The organism is Pseudomonas chlororaphis, from assembly GCA_001023535.1.
Lineage (GTDB): Bacteria > Pseudomonadota > Gammaproteobacteria > Pseudomonadales > Pseudomonadaceae > Aquipseudomonas > Aquipseudomonas chlororaphis_E.
On the sequence record CP011020.1, the window covers coordinates 1,252,794 to 1,271,036 of the forward strand.

Below are 18,243 nucleotides of genomic sequence, written 5' to 3' on the forward strand. Positions count from 1 at the left end.
GAGCAAGCTCGCTCCCACAGGGTATCCAGCATAGATAGCGCACCTCCTTCGGCTACAACTGCTAGAGTTGGAACATCACGTTTGTTTCCCGCCGGAGCCCGTCCACGGCATGAATGAGACCAGCCCTCTCCAGTTGCTGCGTGTCCTGTCCCCGACGCAATCGCGCCTGTCGTTCTGCGAAGCCTCGCCGCGCGACCTCAAGCGCTGGATCGCCGACCTGCCCAAGGCCAACATCGGCGAAACCGCCCGCCTGTTGTACCAGGCCCTTGGCGAACTCAACCAGTTGCTCACACCCAGCGACAATCGCCTGCAATTGCTCGAATTGCTGCGCCCCGAGGTGTATTACGTCTGCAAGCACCTGGAGCGGCACTTCCTGCAACAGGCCATCGTGCTGGATGACCGCTCGCGCAAGATCGTCAACCTCTGCCAGGCCCTGCAAACCCAGCTGGCGATGGGTTACAAGCAGATCGTGGCGCGCATCGCATCCAAGTACACCAAGGACCGCGCCCGCCTGCTCAGCACCGCATTGCAGCGCGCCATGCACGCCCTCGATGGCCCGCTGATTCGCGCCAGCCAGCTCTACAGCCCTGTGCCTGAAGGCTTGTGGCTCGATTTGCACCAGTTATACCGGATTGCCTGCCAGCACCGCTTGCAACAACAAAGCGTGAGCGACGAACTGGCCAGCCAGGTTCACCAGTTGAGCCCCGAGCAAACCTACATCGTCGCTCTGTTGCTGGGCGCCTCACGCAGCAATCAGCTGCGCCAGGGCCAGATCGCGCGACTGGCCGAAGCCCTGGAGGCGTGGAGCCAGTGGGTCAGGCTCGACCCTGCCAGCAACGCCACCAGCCTGTTCGCCGTCGCCGCGGAACTGGATGTCGGGCCACGCTACCGCTCCAAGTTCAGGGCCGAGCAGCAACCGACATTGCAGGGCTTCGATCCGCAGCCATTGGTGCGCATGATCGCCACCCACCTGGAACAGCCGGCCGACCCGGCCCTGTCGGTACCGGCCGGGATGAACACCGACACCTTGAATCACTTGCAGGCGGCCTGGGGCGAGGCGGCCGAGCGCAGCTTCCAGCGCATGGAAGGCAACGGGACATTGACGCTGTGCGTGGGCATGAGTGCGCTGCACTACTACCTCGGCGGTGAACGCTCGTTCAGCGAGATCCTGAAGAAACCCACCACGCGCAAGGCCCGGTTCGAAGCCGCGCCAACCAAGCGCAGCGACACCTGGAGCCAGGCCTTCGACGCCGCACCCAACGGAGACAACGAACTGCTGCCCTATGAGGAAATCGAGTACCCGGCCAATCCATCCGATGAGGACAGCAGCAGTTCCGACCGCCAGCATCACTTTCCCACCTATGACCTGCCGATCATCAACCACAGCCCGGGTGGGTATTGCCTAGGCTGGCCGAAAGAGGTGCCGGAGCAACTGCAAGCCGGGGAAATGATCGGTATCCGGGACGCCAGCGATCAATCCTGGAGCATCGCCGTCGTGCGCTGGATCCGACAGGTGCGCAACGGCGCCATGCAAATGGGTATCGAGCTGGTGGCACCTTATGCCCAGCCCTGCGGCCTGCAACTGGTGCGCGAAGAGAACGAGCACGGCCACTACCTGCGCGGGCTGCTGCTGCCGGAGATCAGCGCCGTCGACCTGCCCCCCACCATGATTGCCCCGCGCCTGCCCTTCCAGGAGGGCCAGCGCGTGCTGATCAACACCAACGGCCAGGAGCACCGCGCCGGGCTGGACCGCCGGATCACCAGCACTCACAGCTTCAATCAGTTTTCCTATCACCAGGAGAACGCAGGCGACACCCAGGGCGGCGGCGAAGCGGAGGGGGATTTCGATTCGTTGTGGAAGTCGCTCTAAGGCCAGACACAGCCCCTGTGGCGAGGGGATTTATCCCCTCACCACAGATAAATCCTCTCAGCACAAGGAACAGTGTAGCGCCGTCTCAAAGCTGCCCGTCGCGATCCCGGAAGCCCAGCAGATACAGCACCCCATCCAGGCCCAGGGTCGAGATGGCCTGACGGGCCGATTGCTTGACCAGTGGCTTGGCGCGGAACGCCACGCCCAGTCCCGCGATGGCCAGCATCGGCAGGTCGTTGGCGCCGTCGCCCACGGCAATGGTCTGTTCCAGGCGCAAGCCTTCCTTTTGCGCCAGCTCACGCAACAGGTCCGCCTTGCGCTGGGCGTCGACGATCGGCTCGACGGCCACGCCGGTCACCTTGCCGTCCACCACTTCCAGCTCGTTGGCGAACACGTAGTCGATGCCGAGCTTGGCCTGCAACTGCTTGGCGAAGTAGGTGAAACCGCCCGAAAGGATGGCGGTCTTGTAGCCCAGGCGCTTGAGTTCGGCGAACAGCGTCTCGGCGCCTTCGGTCAGGCGCAGGGAGGCGCCGATGGCGTCCAGTACGCTGACGTCCAGGCCTTGCAGCAGCGCCAGGCGCTCCTTGAAGCTGGCGCGAAAATCCAGCTCGCCGGCCATCGCCCGCTCGGTGATCGCCGAGACCTTGTCGCCCACCCCTGCGGCCTTGGCCAGCTCATCGATGACTTCGGCTTCGATCAGCGTCGAGTCCATGTCGAACACCGCCAGGCGCCGGTTACGGCGGAACAGCGAATCTTCCTGGAAGGCGATGTCGACGTTCAGCTCCTGGGCCACGCTGAGGAACTCGGCCCGCAGCGCCTGGGGATCGGCCGGTTCGCCGCGCACGGAGAACTCGATGCAGCCCTTGCCCTTGTCGTCCGGCGTGTCCAGGGGCATGCGCCCGGACAAACGGTCGATGTGGTCGATGTTCAAGTCATATTTGGCGGTGATCGAGCTGACGCGCTGCAACTGCTCGGCGGTGACCTTGCGGGTCAGCAGGGTCACGATGTGGCGCTTCTTGCCCTGGCCGGCGACCCAGTGCTGGTAATCGGCTTCGGAAACCGGGGTGAAGCGAACCTGCTGGTCAAGCTTGTAGGCGGTGAACAGGATGTCCTTGAGCACCGACTTGCTGTGTTCGGCGTCCGGGATTTCAACCAGGATGCCGAACGACAGCGTGTCATGGATCACCGCCTGACCGATGTCGAGAATGTTCACACCACCCTGGGCCAGAACGCCGGTAATGGCCGCAGTCAGACCCGGACGGTCGCTGCCAGTGATGTTTATCAGGACGATTTCGCGCAAGGCGCACCCCCGCAGGTGGAAAAAAACCGCATTCTACCCACATTCAGTGACCATCGGGCACCGCCAGTGCTTTGCCGGTCATGGGGCTGTCGCTATACTGCGCGTCAATTTCACGGACAAAGAGCCGAGCTCAGTGAACCGGCCCACGCCAGTCAAAACCGACAATTTCTTCCTGCTGATCTTCCGTGCACTGCGCCACCGTCGCGTGCCGATTGCATTGCGCATTGCCAGCCATAACGTGATCCTGGTCGCCCTGGCCCTGGTCATCTATGCCTGCGTGATGGGCCTGCAGTTCAAGCAGGCGATGCACGAGCAGGCCGATGCCCTGGGTGAGAGCCTCACGACCCAGACCGCCACGTCCGCCACCGAGTTGCTGGTGTCCAACGACATCCTCAGCCTCAACGTGCTGCTCAACAACCTGACCAAGAACAAGCTGGTGGCCCACGCGGCCATCTACAGCGTCGACAACCGCATCCTCGCCGAGGCCGGCCAGCGGCCCAAGCCTGGCCTTTTGGGCGAGTCCGGCGGCATGTACCAGAGCAAGATCACCTTCCAGGACGTGACGGCCGGGCAACTGCGCATCAGCCTGGACATGGACCAGTTCCAGCAACCGATGACCATCAGCCTGCAAAGCATGGGCATCCTCAGCGCGATACTGCTGGCGCTGGCCCTGGCCTTGAGCCTGCGCCTGGGCCGGCACATCTCCACGCCGCTGTTGCAATTGCGCGTCTGGCTGCGGGACATCGACGAACACACCCCGGCCACCCAGCGCCAGGACGAAATCGGCGACCTGGCCCGGCAACTGCACGCCAGCTTCGCTCCGGAGCCGGCCCCCGTGCCCGAGCCCGAAGCGCTCGACTACGTCGACGAAGACGAGGCCGAGCCGGGCTTCGAAGTGCGTAACCTGCGCGATCCCGGCTTCGACGAGAGCCCGCCGATGCCCGCCGCCAGACCGGCGCCCCGCCATGTGGTGCGCACGGTCGAAGACGATGAAGACGACGACGCCTTCGCCGACCTGCGTGACGATTCGATCAGCGGCGAAGCGAAGCCGCTCGTCAAGCCCGTCGTCTCGAACCTGCCCCAGCACAGCGCCGTACTGGCCGTGCAACTGGGCGCCCAGGATCAACTGCGACGCCTGCCCCAGGCACGCCTGAAGGAGTTGCTCGAGCGCTACCGTGACTGCCTCGACCAGGCCGCCTCGCTCTACCAGGGCGAACTGCACACCTTGAACGACGGCAGCACGTTGATGCTGTTCCACACCGAGGACAGTGGTGACGACTACCTGACCAACGCCATCTGCTGCGGTGAGTTGCTGCGGGCGCTGGGCCACCAGTTGCAGATCGAGGTCGCGGACAGCGGCATCACCCTGCAACTGCAATTGGGCCTGACCCTGGGTGACGGCCTGTTCGGCCTCAGCCAGATCGACCTGCTGCTGACCGAAACCGCACAGGACGCCCTGGCGCTGTCGCAACACAGCCGCAACCTGCTGCTGGTGGAGCGCAAGATCAACGACGACGCGTTGATCCGCCAACGCGCCCGTATCCGCCCCATCGCCAGCCCTGAAGGCGCATGCTGCGTGGAACGGCTGATGGAGCCTTACCCGTCGCTGCTGGAGCGGCAACTGGCGCGGATGCACGAGCGCCAGGCCTAACCCCGGCCGCTTTTGGAATGACGAAGCCCGCAGATGAGTGATTGTCTGCGGGCTTTTTTGTGGGCCGCGCCGGCCTCTTCGCGGGCAAGCCCGCTCCCACATTTAATCCTCGGCAGGATTAGGTTCTGTGGTCATGAAGGACCTTGTGGGAGCGGGCTTGCCCGCGAAGGGGCCAGCACAAGCGTGGAAGCCCCTCCCCCAGAAACAACAAAGCCCGCATCAACGCGGGCTTGCTTCACGGCTATCCAGCCATCAGAACCTGAACACTTCCATGTCCGTGCGAATCGGCAGGGCCATCGGGATTTTCGGCGATTTTTCCGGCGCAGCGGGCTTGGCCTGGGTCGGTGCGGTTTTACGCGGCGTATCGACGATCGGAGGCTGGTTGGCCAACGGCTTGAGGGACACGGACAACTGCTCGGCCAGGCGTTGCAGCAGTACACCTTGGGCCTGGACTTGCGCCGCGGTGGTCCCGGCGTGTTGCTCTTGCAGATGCACGATACGGTTCTCGCGAACCTTGCCCCGACGGTCGATCAACCGCCACTGGGCATCGAGCACCGCAGGCTGGCTCTTGCCCGAGTCCAGGCGGGTGATCGACAGCAGCACTTGGACATCCGGGGTGAAACCCTGGGTGGCCGGCGCCAGCACCACGCGCTGGCTGTCCAGTTGCCCGGCGACCTGGCGCAACAGCAATTGGTCGATGTCCGAAGACAGGCTACCGGCCCAGCGGCCGTCCGTGGCAGCCTGCAGGCTGCCGTCTGGCTGGCGTTGCAACAGGGTTTCGCGTTGCAGGTAATCGGCGATCAATACCGGCCCCAGCAATACCGCCATGCCTGTGCTTTGCGCAGGCTGGGCGGGCGTCCCGCTGTCGAGTTGATACAGCGACACCGGCTGATGGACGCTGCAACCCGCCAGGCCAAGCAGGCCGGCGAGCCATAAAATAGGAAGGCGCAGAGCAGTCATCGTTCCATCCAGGTGGCGGCCACAAGGCCTGCCACAGTGAAAAAATACTCGGTCATTATGAAGAACGCTCGGCCACGCCGGCGCTTGAAAGGGCCTATCATCCGTGAATATGCGTTCCGACTCCAGCGCCAAAGCGTCGGTCTGCGCCTTTTAATCGCAGACCGAGCCCTCTAGTACGCCTAATTCAAGTTTTCGACGAGCAGTGCATCGACCCGCTGAAACCCCCTCGGAAGCTTGTTGCCGCGCCGACCGCGTTCACCCTTGTAATGCTCAAGATCATCCGCCTTGAGCGAGAGCGTACGCTTTCCAGCCTGCAGCACAAGCGTGGCGCCCTCCGGCAACACTGCAATATCCGTGACATATTCCTCACGGCTCGCCACCCGTTCGCCGGAAATCCCGATAATCTTATTGCCTTTGCCTTTACCTAATTGTGGCAGGTCGCTGATTTTGAAGACCAGCAGTCGGCCCTCGGTGGTCACCGACGCCAACCAGTTGTTCTCGCGATCGGCCACGGGCCGGGGTGCGATGACCTTGGCGTTGTTCGGCAGGCTCAACAACGCCTTGCCCGCCTTGTTCTTGGCTTGCAGATCCTCGCCCTTGACCACGAAGCCGTACCCGGCGTCCGAGGCAATCACGTACAGCCCGTCATCATCAGGCATCAGCACGCATTCAAAAGTTGCACCCGGCGGGGGCGTCAATCGACCGGTCAGCGGCTCGCCCTGGCCACGCGCCGATGGCAGGGTATGGGCCGGCACCGAGTAACTGCGCCCGGTGGAGTCGACAAACACCGCGAACTGGTTGGACCGCCCGGCCGCCAAGGCCTTGAAACCGTCCCCGGCCTTATAGGAAAGCCCCGTGGCATCGATGTCATGCCCCTTGGCAGAGCGCACCCAGCCTTTTTCCGACAGCACTACGGTCACTTTCTCGTTCGGCAGCAGGTCGTGCTCCGTCAATGCTTTGGCTTCGGCGCGCTCGACGATCGGCGAGCGGCGGTCGTCGCCGTAGGTTTCGGCGTCCTTGAGCAATTCGGCGCGCACCAGCTTCTTGAGCTTGGCTTCGCTGCCCAACAGGGCTTGCAGCTTGGCTTGTTCCTTGAGCAGTTCGTCCTGCTCGGCCCGCAGCTTCATCTCTTCCAGCCGCGCCAACTGCCGCAAGCGGGTGTCGAGGATGTAGTCGGCCTGGATTTCGCTCAGGTCGAAGCGCGCGATCAAGCTGGCCTTCGGGTGTTCCTCGGTGCGGATGATGTGGATCACTTCGTCCAGGTTGAGGTACGCGATCAGCAAGCCGTCCAACAGGTGCAGGCGACGCTCGACCTTGTCCAGGCGAAATTGCAGGCGTCGACGCACGGTCTTGACCCGGAATTCCAGCCATTCCACCAGCAACGCCCGCAGGTTCTTGAGCTGCGGCTTGCCGTCCAGGCCAATGATGTTGATGTTGACCCGGTAGCTGGTCTCCAGGTCGGTGCTGGCGAACAGGTGCTGCATCAGCGCCTCATGATCGACCCGGCTGTTGACCGGGATGATCACGATGCGGCAAGGATTCTCGTGGTCGGATTCATCGCGCAGGTCGGCCACTTGCGGCGCTTTCGACGGTTTTGCCTGCATCATCGCGGCAATCTGCTCCAGCACCTTGGCTCCGGAGACCTGGTGCGGCAGCGCGGTGACGATGATGTCGCCGTCCTCGATATGGTACACAGCGCGCATGCGCACCGAACCGCGACCGGTCTCGTAGATCTTCAACAGGTCGGCGCGCGGCGTGATGATTTCCGCTTCGGTCGGATAATCCGGACCCTGGATGTGCTCGCAGAGCTGCTCCACCGTGGCTTTGGGCTCGTCCAGCAGGCGCACGCATGCCGTGGCGACTTCCCGCAGGTTGTGCGGCGGCACATCGGTGGCCATGCCGACGGCGATGCCGGTGGTGCCATTGAGGAGAATATTCGGCAAACGGGCCGGCAACACCAGGGGTTCATCGAGGGTGCCGTCGAAGTTCGGCCCCCAGTCCGCGGTGCCCTGGCCCAGTTCGCTGAGCAGCACTTCGGAATAGCGCGACAGCCGCGCCTCGGTGTAGCGCATGGCCGCGAAAGACTTGGGATCGTCCGGCGCCCCCCAGTTGCCCTGGCCGTCCACCAGGGTGTAGCGGTAGCTGAACGGCTGGGCCATCAGCACCATGGCTTCATAGCAGGCCGAGTCGCCGTGGGGGTGGAACTTGCCGAGCACGTCGCCGACGGTGCGCGCCGACTTCTTGTGTTTGGAATCGGCGTCCAGCCCCAGCTCACTCATGGCATAGACGATCCGCCGCTGGACCGGCTTCAGGCCGTCGCCGATGTGCGGCAAGGCGCGGTCCATGATCACGTACATGGAGTAATTGAGGTAGGCATTTTCGGTGAAGTCAGCCAGCGACCGGCGCTCTACGCCGTCTAAGCTGTCTGCAAGAATGTCGCTCATGCGGGCCTCATCAGTTCGTTGTCTGGCGCAGCAGCATGGTGCCGTCGCGCTGGGTAAATTCAAGTTTGTTCAGGGCGCTCATGCCCAGCAGCACCTGCGTGCCACCCAGGCCTGGCGCCACCAGGGCACGGACATCGCGCAAGACGATGTCACCCAATTGCAGCCGGTCGATGCGGGTGCGATAGCCCTCGCTCAAACCGTTGGCGGTACTCAACGTCACGCCGAAACCTTTTTCCAGCTTGAGGCGCTCGGCCAACTCCACTGGAATCGCCACATCCGTGGCACCGGTGTCGAGCATGAAATCCACCGGCTGGCCGTTGATATGGCCGCTGGCGACGAAATGCCCCTGGGTATTGCCCACCAGCTTCACTTCGATAAACCCTTCGCCCCGTTGCGAATACACCTGGGTGTTGGGGTTCTGCTGACGCTGCTCTACCTGGGCAAAGAAGCGTGTCGCCAGGAACAGGGCCGCGCACCAGGCCAGGATCATCAACACCCGACCGGCGCGCTTGCCCGGCGCCTGTTGGCTCATGGCGCGGCATCCCAGCCGCCGTCTGGCGCCGCAAAGCGCCAGACAATCGGACGCTCTTCGCCGTCGGCCCGTGGCCCGTCGTTGTTGTCCAGGCCGATCCAGGCGCCCTCGGCATCCACCACGAGCGCTTCGGCCAGACCGTAGTCCTGAGAATAGCGGCGATTGTCCTGCAAGGCCTCGGCGGCAAACGACCAGCAACGCTCCACCCTGGCGCTCTGCGGATCACGCCGGCAGACCTGGAAGGCGTTGCGCTCCAGGGTAAACAGCTTGCCATTGAACAATGAAATATCTGCGAAATCCCGGGAAACCGGGCGGGCCTTGGGGAACTGCGCCGGCTGCATCTCCAGTCCCGCTTCGCTCAACAACACGCAGTTGTCATCGCAATCCCACACCGTTTGCTGGCGCTTGATCAGCAACAGGCCACGACGTTCACGCTCGGCCGCCAGCCATAGCTGATCGCCGGCCGGGCTCACCGCCAGACCTTCGAACAGCGCATTGAAATGCAACAACATGCCGCTGGCCCGGGCCTGGCGAATCATTGTCGGGGCGATTTTCAACCAGGACGCCTCGCCGGTCGGCGGCACTTGCAATACCGCCGCGTAGGCCTCGCTGACCACGTAGCGATTGCCGGCGCTGTCGCAACTGATGCCTTCGAAATCCAGCGCGCCACCGCGCAGGAACGATGCAGCCCAGATTCGCGAACGCAAGCCCCAGGGCAAACCGTTGTCGGGCACCTCAGGCACGTCGATGGTCAACGCCTGGGCCTGCCAGACCTTCCCATCGGAGGTGTCCAGGCGATAAATGCGGTCATCGTCGCGATCGGACACCGTCCACATTTCATTGCCACACAGGGCCAACCCGGACAGGTTGCCGCCGCGCATGCCTTCGACGGCGTGCTCGGACAGCAACTTCAATTCCGGTGCCGGTTCTGCGACCACAGCCCCCGCCCACAGCAACAACGCCAGGGCGAAACCGCTGCGCATCAGGCCAGCACCTCGGCCAGGTCGCCCTTGGATTCGAGCCAGGACTTGCGATCGCCAGCGCGTTTCTTCGCCAGCAGCATGTCCATGATTTCCGTCGTGGCCGCGAAATCATCCAGGGTCAGTTGCACCAGGCGACGGGTGTTCGGGTCCATGGTGGTTTCGCGCAGTTGCGGCGGGTTCATCTCACCCAGGCCCTTGAATCGGGTGACCTGTGGCTTGCCGCGCTTCTTCTCGGCCACCAGGCGATCGAGGATGCCGTCGCGCTCGGCTTCGTCCAGGGCGTAATAAATGTCCTTGCCCAGGTCGATGCGGTACAGCGGCGGCATCGCGACGTAGACATGCCCGGCGTCCACCAGCGGACGGAAATGCTGGACAAACAGCGCGCACAGCAGCGTGGCGATGTGCAGGCCGTCGGAGTCGGCGTCGGCGAGGATGCAGATCTTGCCGTAGCGCAACTGGCTCATGTCCTCGGCGCCCGGATCGACGCCGATGGCCACGGCGATGTTGTGCACTTCCTGGCTGGCCAGCACTTCGCTGCCGTCCACTTCCCAGGTATTGAGGATCTTGCCCCGCAGCGGCAGGATCGCCTGGAACTCCTTGTCCCGCGCCTGCTTGGCCGAACCGCCGGCGGAGTCCCCTTCCACCAGGAACAGCTCGGAACGCATCGGATCCTGCCCGGCGCAGTCGGCGAGCTTGCCCGGCAACGCCGGCCCCTGGGTGATGCGCTTGCGCTCGACCTTCTTGCTGGCCTTGAGGCGACGACCGGCGTTGCTGATCGCCAACTCCGCCAGCGCCAGGCCGGTTTCCGGGTTGGCGTTAAGCCACAGGCTGAAGGCATCCTTGACCACACCGGAAACAAACGCCGCCGCTTCGCGAGACGACAGGCGTTCCTTGGTCTGGCCGGAGAACTGCGGTTCCTGCATCTTCATCGACAGCACGAACGCGATGCGCTCCCACACGTCTTCCGGCGCCAGCTTCACGCCCCGGGGCAGCAGGTTGCGGAACTCGCAGAACTCGCGCATGGCGTCGAGCAGGCCCTGGCGCAAACCGTTGACGTGGGTCCCGCCCTGGGCCGTGGGGATCAGGTTGACGTAGCTTTCCTGGACACTCTCGCCGCCCTCGGGCAGCCACAGCAGCGCCCAGTCCACGGCTTCCTTGTTACCGGCCAGACTGCCGCAGAACGGCTCGTCGGGCAGGCGTTCGAAACCGTTGACCGCGTCCACCAGGTAAGAGCGCAGGCCGTCTTCGTAATGCCATTCGACCTTCTCGCCGCTGGCCTTGTCCTCGAAACTGACCAACAACCCTGGGCACAATACGGCCTTGGCCTTGAGCACGTGCTTGAGGCGGCTGACAGAGAACTTCGGCGAATCGAAATACTTCGGGTCCGGGGCGAAATACACGCTGGTCCCGGTGTTGCGCTTGCCGACGCTGCCGACCACTTCCAGCTCGGTGGCCTTGAAGCCATCGGCGAAGGTCATCTGGTATTCGTTACCGTCACGCTTGACCCGCACCCGGACCTGGGTCGACAAGGCGTTGACCACGGAAATACCCACCCCGTGCAGACCGCCGGAGAACTGGTAGTTCTTGTTGGAAAACTTGCCGCCGGCGTGGAGCTTGGTGAGGATCAGCTCGACGCCCGACACGCCTTCTTCGGGGTGGATGTCCACCGGCATGCCGCGGCCATCATCGCTGACCTCCAGCGAATGGTCGGCGTGCAGGATGACCTGTACCGATTTCGCGTGCCCGGCCAAGGCTTCGTCGACGCTGTTGTCGATGACTTCCTGGGCGAGGTGGTTCGGCCGACTGGTGTCGGTGTACATGCCGGGGCGCTTGCGCACCGGGTCGAGGCCCGAGAGGACTTCGATGGCGTCTGCGTTATAAGAGCTAGCGCTGGGAGTGGCCATGGGGTCTCGTCGTCAGTGTTCAAATGAAAAAGGGGCGATGGTTCACAGCGAGGTGAAGTCGATCGCCTGGTACAAATCGGCGCCAATGCCGGCAAAACCAAGCAGCGCCGGCAGCTGCTGGGCAAACCCCTGGAAACCGTGGTCGCCGCCGGCCTGGATGCGCAACGCACAGGCGCGGTAATACTGTTGGGCGTGGCGATAATCCAGCGTTTCATCACCGGTTTGCAACCATACCTGATACCGCTGCGGATCCTGGGGCGCCGGCACCTCCAACGCGGCCAGGGTCGTGACGTGGTCGTGGGTCAACTCCCAGGTTTCATCGGTGTACAAATTCTTCTGCGTGCCCAGGTAGCCATCGAACATCCGATGGGGGCTGACGGCCGGATTGATCAGCAATGCCTTGAGGCCGTGGCGCTCGGCCAAGTGAGTCGCATAGTAGCCGCCGAGCGAGCTGCCGACCAGCAGCGGACGGCCCAGTTGTGCAATTGCCTGCTCCAATTGGGCCATGGCTTCGCGGGGGTGGTGGTGCAGGGCTGGCACTTGCAACTGATCGCCCAGGCCCAGGCGGGTCATCACGTCGATGAGTTGACGGGCCTTGGTCGAGGCTGGGGCGCTGTTGAAGCCGTGGATGTAGAGGATCGAAGCGGACATGCCAACTTCCTGTGTCGAGGGCAAAGGCCGGAGTTTACAGGGAGTTTGTGGCGGTTTGGGGGATTTGGCCTTATCGTCGGCCCATCTCTATCAGCTGTACTCCGATCCAATTGTGGGAGCGAGCTTGCTCGCGATGGCTGTGTCGTGGTCGACTTGGATTTCCGGGTACATATCCGTTGCTGCGGTAACGGCTGCTTAGGGTTCCGCCCTTACGGCGGGTTACTTTTGGCAAACGCCCCAAAAGTAACCAAAAAGTCTGTGCCCCACCGCTGGGCACCTCGCCAAGGCTCGGTGTTCCCTCACTCCGGCATTGCTCCGTGAGCCCGCCGCGAAGGGCCATCCATGGCCCAGCGCGGCTATCCCGGCATCCATGCCGGGATGCCCACTACGCAACGCCTGCGTTCGGCCCTTGTGGTTAATGGGGCGTTCAAGATCAAAAGCAAAAGCAAAAGCAAAAGCAAAAGCAAAAGCAAATGTTGTCTGGCCTATCGGGGATCGACGACATCAAGTGCTCGGTTTGCCAGCAGCTCACTCAGTTCGACCATCTGCTGGACGCCGAAGGCTATATGCCGGTTGGGGCCTTCCAGATTGAAGGCCAGGTCGCTGAGCATCGCATTGGCCGAGGCCAGGGTTTCGCTGAGGTTGGCCAGGAGGGTTTCGCTATCGAGGTTTTCGACGACGGTGAATAGCTGACCGGGGGATGGTTTCTTTTTGGCCTGGGGTTCTGGGGCGAGGTAGAAGTTGAGGGCGCGTTCGGCGGCTTCGTCAAGTTTCTTGGCATCGAAGCCGGCGTGGGGTGCGGTGGGATCGGTTTTTGGGGGATTGGGGGTAACTTTGAACATGGTGAGGTTCCTTTTACCAAGTGGAACCGCCACATCTCGTTTTCCAGTCGAGAGGTGGCAGCTATGCGAGGGCTGGAAAAACCGAGGTAAAAGGAAAACCCGGCAGACTCGAAAGTCTCCCACGCACAGCCGCCATAACGCAGAACTGCACAGATAAAGCACGGCAGTATCTCACGTGGTGCGCTGTTACGCCTTTTACTCTTCGGGTTTTCCAGGCCCGGTCGCTGATTGCAGCGACCGAAAAAGGTTAGCGATAACCCTTCCCACCCGGCAACCGCCAGAGCTCGTCGGAAAAATCTGCGCGGAGGTCCGACCATTCCCACAGATGCAGGTCGACCGTAAAGCCGCCTTCGCGGGCAAGCCCGCTCCCACAGGGAACCAAGGTCAGCCGCAAGAACAGGCCGGCCACAAGGCCGCCTTGCTTTGCTTTTGCTTTTTGCTTTTTGCTTTTGATCTTGAAGGCCCCGTTAACCACGACGGCCGAACGCAGGCATTGCGCAGTGGGCAACCCGGCATGGATGCCGGGTTAGCCGCGCTGGGCCATGGATGGCCCTTCGCGGCGGGCCCACGGAGCAATGCCGGAGTGAGGGGATGCCGAGCCTAGGCGAGGCACCGAGTGGAGGGGCAAGCCTTTTTGGTTACTTTTGGGGCGTTTGCCAAAAGTAACCCGCCGTAAGGGCGGAACCAGAAGTAGCCGTTACCGCACCAATGGATATGTACTCAATCAACAAAACCCAAGCCAATCACTGGGCCGCCTTCGCGGGCAAGCCCGCTCCCACAGAAAAACTCAATACCCATTGGCCCCATAGTCGACCGCAAACTCAAACCCAACCACCCGCTCAACCCCCGTCTCCAACCGCCCATCCGCCAAAAGCCGCAACCACCGATACCCCGGCACCTGCTCCCCCACCGCAAAATCCACAGAACCAGGCTCAAACTGAATACAGGTCGAAGGCGAAGCCAACAACCTCACCCCATTGCGCACCTGATCAATCTCCTGATGCACATGCCCCCACAGCACCGCCCGCACCTGGGGAAACCGATCCAACACCGCAAACAGCGCCTCAGGATTACGCAACCCGATGGGCTCCATCCACGCACACCCAATCGAAACCGGATGATGATGCAGGCACACCAGATGATGCCGCTCCGGCGCCTCACTCAGGGCATTGGCCAGCAGAATCAGTTGCTCTTCGGCTAAAAACCCCGGCACCGATCCGGGCACGGCGGAGTCGAGCATCGTCACGCGCCAGTTGCCAATGTCCACCACCGGATCGAGCAATGTGCTCTGGACCGCCGCCTGGAGCATCACCTGCGGCTCATCGTGATTGCCCGGCAGCCAGCGCGCCGGAGCGTCGATCCTCGCGCTCATCTGGCGGAATGCTTCGTAGGATTGCAGCGTACCGTCCTGAGACAAGTCGCCCGTGGCAAGCAGCAGATCTATCTCCGGCTGCTGTTCGAGCACCAGGTCGATGACCGCCCGCAGGCTGTCCCGGGTGTTCATGCCCAGCAACGAGGCATCAGCCTCGGCGTACAGGTGGCTGTCGGAGAGTTGGACCAGCAACGCCGCGTCAGCGGTGGTCAAGGTGGATACGCTCGGCAAATCGCTCACTCCCAGGCGTACTCGCGCCGTTGGATGAAGCCGCAATTATGCTGGGGATAGTCGAAAGGGGAAACCCGCGAACCGGAACCGGTTCACAGACAGGACACCCGCTAGCGAACCACTTCGAATTCGTGACCCAGCGCCAGGCAATGACTCAACCACTCCCCCAGGAACAGGTTCAACTGGGCTTTTTCATCCGGCTGGTGCATCGAGGCATTGGGGTAAGGATAGATGCCGCGAAAGCGTCGTGCATGCTCGGCGCTCACGACTTCGGCCATGCGCGCGTCGTGATAGACCTGAACCTCCAGTTGCGGCACCGGCAGCCACGGCAGGCTGTGCTCCTGGCGCACCTGCAGCGTGGTGGTGTAGGGGCAGGTTTGCAGCACCTCGAGGGCCAGCACGCCGAGCATCTGGTCGCCATGGGTCACCGCGATACGCCGCGGCGCCGGGTCGTTGCGCATGTCGGGCAACAGGCGCATCAGGCGGGCGTAGTTGGCCTCGCAGGCTGCTTGCAGCCCTACCAGGTCGACGCGATAACGATCGCGCAGCTTGCTCAGGACCATAGCCCCCTCACTTCATCGCGGTTCAAGGCCAGCCATTGCAGGGCAATGATGCTGGCTGCGTTGCAGATACGCCCGTCGCGCACCGCTTGCAAGGCGTCTTCAAAAGCCCAGGTTTTCACGCGGATGTCTTCGGCTTCTTCCTCCAGGCCATGCAGGCCGCCGGCCCCCGTGCTGTCGCAGCGCCCCAGGAAAAGATGCACGAATTCATCACTGCCGCCCGGCGAGGGAAAATACTTGGTCATTGGCCACAACGCCGCGAAGACCAGCCCAGCTTCCTCCTGCGCCTCGCGATGAGCAACTTCTTCCGGTTGCTCGTCCTTGTCGATCAGGCCCGCCACCAGTTCTACCAGCCAGGGGTTGGCGGCCTTGTCCATGGCGCCAACGCGAAACTGTTCGATCAACACCACTTCATCGCGCAGCGGGTCATATGGCAATACGCACACCGCGTCATGGCGCACAAACAACTCACGGCTGATTTCACGGCTCATGCCACCGGCGAACAACTCATGGCGCAAGCGGACACGATCGAGCTTGTAGAAACCCTGGAAGCAGTTCTCGCGCTTGACGATGTCCACGGCGCTCGGGGTGGTGTTGGCGAAATCGGTCATGACTGTCCTCGTTTGCGGTGATCAATACGAGGTTCCAACCTCGGCTTCGCGCCATCCTAACGCGCCCGTACCCTTTGATGCAGCCCCTTTCCCGTCATCGGGATGGACGGCCAGGCGCAAAATCACTCTAATGAGCTTAGTGGCGAACTGATTGCCCTGCTGACAGTCGAAGCGGGTAACTTTTCGCCTTTCCCTGTTCCACGAAGGACGCCCATGTCGCTTTTCAGAATTGCCTCGCTGGCCGCCATTGCCCTGACGCTGGGGGCCTGCCAAAGCCTGTTCCAACCCAACTACCGCGCCCCGCTGGAAACCACCCGCGACGCCTCGGAACAATTGCAGCCGGGCTGCGCCAGCGCCGACTGCCCGCTGGTGAACATCGACACCGTGCATTTTCCTGCCGAGCCGGCCTTGGACAGCCTCATTGAAAAACGCCTGCTGCAAATGACTCGCACCACCCCGGACGCCCCGGTCGCGCCCACGCTGGCCGCCTACCGCGAGCAGTTCCTGCGCACCGCGGCGCCGCGCACCAGCAGCTATTTGCAGGCCAAGGTACGTGAGCAGCATGACGGCTTGGTGATCATCGAATTGTCCAGCTACCTGGACACCGGCGGCGCCCACGGCACGCCGGGACGCGGCTTCATCAACTATTCGCGCCAGCAGCACAAAGTGCTGACCCTGGCAGACATGCTGCTGCCGGGCCAGGAAGAAGCATTCTGGAAAGCCGCCCAGGTCGCCCACAACAGCTGGTTGATCAGCACCAAGCTGGATCAGGAACCGGACTTCCTGAAACAGTGGTCCTTCCAGAAAACCCCGCACATCGCCCTGACCTATGGCGGGGTGATCCTCAAGTATGAAACCAGCACCATCGCGCCCTACGCCCTGGGCCACATCGAGCTGAAGATCGCCTACCCGCGCCTCAACGGCATCCTCAAGCCCGAGCTGTTTCCCGGCCGTAGCTGAACGCCCGGCTCAGCAGCAGTTGCAGCAGCCCTGCCAGCATGAGCGACGGCAGGGTCGCACCGATGTCCGGGTAGACATTGGCGAGCAGGTGATACGTGCTCACCCCACCCAGCCAGGCCAACAGTGCCGGCCAGCGCAACGCGGCCGATGCCACCTGGCTGCTGCGTTTGCGCAGGATGAAGTGGTCCACCAGCACCACGCCGAACAGCGGCGCGAACACCGAGCCGATCAGCAACAGGAAATTCTGATACTGGGCCAACGGCGCGAAACAGGCGATCAAGGTACAGACCAGACCAATCGCCAACGCCAGGTGCTCGACCTTAAGCCCCGACAACATGCCGCTGGACACCGCCGCCGAATGGATGTCGGCGAAGGCGTTTTCCGACTCGTCCAGCAGAATCAGCAGCAATGGAATACCCAATCCGGCACCCGCCAGCGCCAGCAACAGCGCATTGACCTCACCGCTCGGGGCGAACGCCAGGGTGTAGGCGACGCCCAGGCTCATTAGCCAAAAGTTACCGATGAAGAAGCCCAGGGCGGTGCCGCCGAAGACATTCCGGGCGCGTTGGCCGAAGCGTGAGTAGTCGGCGATCAGCGGCAGCCACGACAACGGCATGGCGATCGCAATGTCGAACCCCACGGCCAGCGGCATCGAGCCGTCACCGGGCCGGGCCCACAGCGCCGCCAGGTCGGCCTTGGCGAACAGGTTCCAGGTCAACCAGGTGCACGCCGCCAGCAACAGCCAGATGCCCCACTTGCGCAGGACCTTGCGCACGAACGTCAGCGGCCCGCTCACCGCGAGTAAGGTTGCCAGGGCACCGAAGAACAAGGTCCACAGCAGCGGATTCGCCCCGAGGCTGCCTTCGCTGAAGGCCCGGGCGCCGAGCAGGCTGGCGGCGTCGCGCATGACGATGATTTCGAACGACCCCCAGCCGATCAACTGCAACAGGTTCAACAGCGCCGGCACGCTTGCGCCCTTGCTGCCGAGGCTGAGCTTGAGGGCGGCCATGGCCGACAGGCCGGTGTCGCTGCCGATCACCCCAACCGCCGCAAGCAGCAGTACGCCCGCCAGCGTGCCAAGGAAAATCGCCAGCAACGAACCACTCAGGCCCAGGCCCGGCGCCAGCAAGGCCCCGACCTGCAAGACCATCAGGCCGATGCCGAGGGAAAACCACAGGGAAAACAGATCGCGGGCGCCGAAGACGCGTTTGTCCAGGGGGACGGCGATGTCGGGGGAGTAGGTGCTGGGTTGGATGTTCAAAGGTGCTATCTCAGATGAATACTTGTTGTTCTGGCGATTGCTTTCGCGAGCAAGCTCGCTCCCACAGGGGATCGGGGTAAGCACAAAAATCTGTGTGCACCAGTGATCCAC

Annotated in this window: 16 protein-coding genes; 3 read left to right on the forward strand and 13 right to left on the reverse strand. The window is 62.9% G+C overall.

Going from position 1 to position 18,243, the window contains the following annotated elements; translation table 11 throughout:
• Nucleotides 1–109: 109 nt before the first annotated feature.
• Nucleotides 110–1,870, forward strand: a complete 1,761-nt coding sequence (locus tag VM99_05405; GenBank protein ID AKJ97515.1) for a molecular chaperone — start codon at nt 110–112, stop codon at nt 1,868–1,870.
• A gap of 85 nt (nt 1,871–1,955) precedes the next feature.
• Here the strand turns inward: VM99_05405 and VM99_05410 are convergent, their stop codons facing one another.
• A complete protein-coding gene (locus tag VM99_05410; protein AKJ97516.1) occupies nt 1,956–3,170 on the reverse strand; it encodes a phosphoserine phosphatase in 1,215 nt (404 codons plus the stop codon).
• Nucleotides 3,171–3,303: 133 nt separating this feature from the next.
• Here VM99_05410 and VM99_05415 point away from each other — a divergent pair, with 133 nt between their 5' ends.
• A complete protein-coding gene (locus VM99_05415; protein AKJ97517.1) occupies nt 3,304–4,821 on the forward strand; it encodes a histidine kinase in 1,518 nt (505 codons plus the stop codon).
• 252 nt (nt 4,822–5,073) lie between these two features.
• Here VM99_05415 and VM99_05420 read toward each other — a convergent pair whose 3' ends face one another.
• The 11 genes from VM99_05420 to nudF form a co-directional block, all read right to left on the reverse strand.
• On the reverse strand, nt 5,074–5,781 hold the full coding sequence (locus tag VM99_05420) for a lipoprotein (GenBank protein ID AKJ97518.1): 708 nt from the start codon (nt 5,779–5,781) through the stop codon (nt 5,074–5,076).
• A gap of 179 nt (nt 5,782–5,960) precedes the next feature.
• Nucleotides 5,961–8,225: a DNA topoisomerase IV subunit A gene (locus VM99_05425; GenBank protein AKJ97519.1), complete on the reverse strand. Its 2,265-nt coding sequence runs from the start codon at nt 8,223–8,225 to the stop codon at nt 5,961–5,963.
• A gap of 10 nt (nt 8,226–8,235) precedes the next feature.
• Complete coding sequence (locus VM99_05430; protein AKJ97520.1) at nt 8,236–8,757, reverse strand: aspartyl protease; 522 nt, start codon at nt 8,755–8,757, stop codon at nt 8,236–8,238.
• Nucleotides 8,754–9,740, reverse strand: a complete 987-nt coding sequence (locus tag VM99_05435) for a DNA topoisomerase IV subunit B (protein AKJ97521.1) — start codon at nt 9,738–9,740, stop codon at nt 8,754–8,756. The genes VM99_05430 and VM99_05435 overlap by 4 nt, the downstream gene beginning before the upstream one ends.
• On the reverse strand, nt 9,740–11,644 hold the full coding sequence (locus VM99_05440) for a DNA topoisomerase IV subunit B (protein AKJ97522.1): 1,905 nt from the start codon (nt 11,642–11,644) through the stop codon (nt 9,740–9,742). Before VM99_05440 ends, VM99_05435 begins: the two co-directional genes overlap by 1 nt.
• 42 nt (nt 11,645–11,686) lie before the next feature.
• Nucleotides 11,687–12,295, reverse strand: coding sequence for an esterase (locus VM99_05445; GenBank protein ID AKJ97523.1), 609 nt, complete (start codon nt 12,293–12,295; stop codon nt 11,687–11,689).
• Nucleotides 12,296–12,780: 485 nt separating this feature from the next.
• On the reverse strand, nt 12,781–13,137 hold the full coding sequence (locus VM99_05450) for a hypothetical protein (GenBank protein AKJ97524.1): 357 nt from the start codon (nt 13,135–13,137) through the stop codon (nt 12,781–12,783).
• Nucleotides 13,138–13,384: 247 nt separating this feature from the next.
• Nucleotides 13,385–13,645, reverse strand: coding sequence for a hypothetical protein (locus tag VM99_05455; GenBank protein AKJ97525.1), 261 nt, complete (start codon nt 13,643–13,645; stop codon nt 13,385–13,387).
• 279 nt (nt 13,646–13,924) lie between these two features.
• Nucleotides 13,925–14,740 (reverse strand): serine/threonine protein phosphatase, encoded by an 816-nt coding sequence (locus tag VM99_05460; protein AKJ97526.1) that lies wholly within the window; start codon nt 14,738–14,740, stop codon nt 13,925–13,927.
• Nucleotides 14,741–14,850: 110 nt separating this feature from the next.
• Entirely contained in the window at nt 14,851–15,303 is a 453-nt protein-coding gene (locus tag VM99_05465) for a cytoplasmic protein (GenBank protein AKJ97527.1), read from the reverse strand.
• Nucleotides 15,294–15,911, reverse strand: coding sequence for an ADP-ribose pyrophosphatase (nudF, locus tag VM99_05470; protein AKJ97528.1), 618 nt, complete (start codon nt 15,909–15,911; stop codon nt 15,294–15,296). Before nudF ends, VM99_05465 begins: the two co-directional genes overlap by 10 nt.
• A 213-nt stretch (nt 15,912–16,124) precedes the next feature.
• Between nudF and VM99_05475 the strand changes: the two genes are divergently transcribed.
• Nucleotides 16,125–16,871 carry a lipoprotein gene (locus VM99_05475; GenBank protein ID AKJ97529.1) on the forward strand — a complete coding sequence of 249 codons (747 nt, stop codon included), beginning with the start codon at nt 16,125–16,127 and terminating at the stop codon, nt 16,869–16,871.
• On the opposite strand, the gene VM99_05480 is transcribed toward VM99_05475, so the two are convergent.
• Nucleotides 16,840–18,132, reverse strand: coding sequence for a nitrate reductase (locus VM99_05480; GenBank protein ID AKJ97530.1), 1,293 nt, complete (start codon nt 18,130–18,132; stop codon nt 16,840–16,842). The genes VM99_05475 and VM99_05480 overlap by 32 nt on opposite strands.
• Between the last annotated feature and the right edge of the window lie 111 nt (nt 18,133–18,243).

Coding starts and splice junctions, on each gene's coding strand:
- VM99_05475 (AKJ97529.1), top strand. CDS start 16,125: ATGTCGCTTTTCAGAATTGCCTCGCTGGCCGCCATTGCCCTGACGCTG.
- VM99_05405 (AKJ97515.1), top strand. CDS start 110: ATGAATGAGACCAGCCCTCTCCAGTTGCTGCGTGTCCTGTCCCCGACG.
- VM99_05450 (AKJ97524.1), bottom strand. CDS start 13,137: ATGTTCAAAGTTACCCCCAATCCCCCAAAAACCGATCCCACCGCACCC.
- VM99_05445 (AKJ97523.1), bottom strand. CDS start 12,295: ATGTCCGCTTCGATCCTCTACATCCACGGCTTCAACAGCGCCCCAGCC.
- VM99_05440 (AKJ97522.1), bottom strand. CDS start 11,644: ATGGCCACTCCCAGCGCTAGCTCTTATAACGCAGACGCCATCGAAGTC.
- nudF (AKJ97528.1), bottom strand. CDS start 15,911: ATGACCGATTTCGCCAACACCACCCCGAGCGCCGTGGACATCGTCAAG.
- VM99_05430 (AKJ97520.1), bottom strand. CDS start 8,757: ATGAGCCAACAGGCGCCGGGCAAGCGCGCCGGTCGGGTGTTGATGATC.
- VM99_05425 (AKJ97519.1), bottom strand. CDS start 8,225: ATGAGCGACATTCTTGCAGACAGCTTAGACGGCGTAGAGCGCCGGTCG.
- VM99_05435 (AKJ97521.1), bottom strand. CDS start 9,740: ATGCGCAGCGGTTTCGCCCTGGCGTTGTTGCTGTGGGCGGGGGCTGTG.
- VM99_05465 (AKJ97527.1), bottom strand. CDS start 15,303: ATGGTCCTGAGCAAGCTGCGCGATCGTTATCGCGTCGACCTGGTAGGG.
- VM99_05420 (AKJ97518.1), bottom strand. CDS start 5,781: ATGACTGCTCTGCGCCTTCCTATTTTATGGCTCGCCGGCCTGCTTGGC.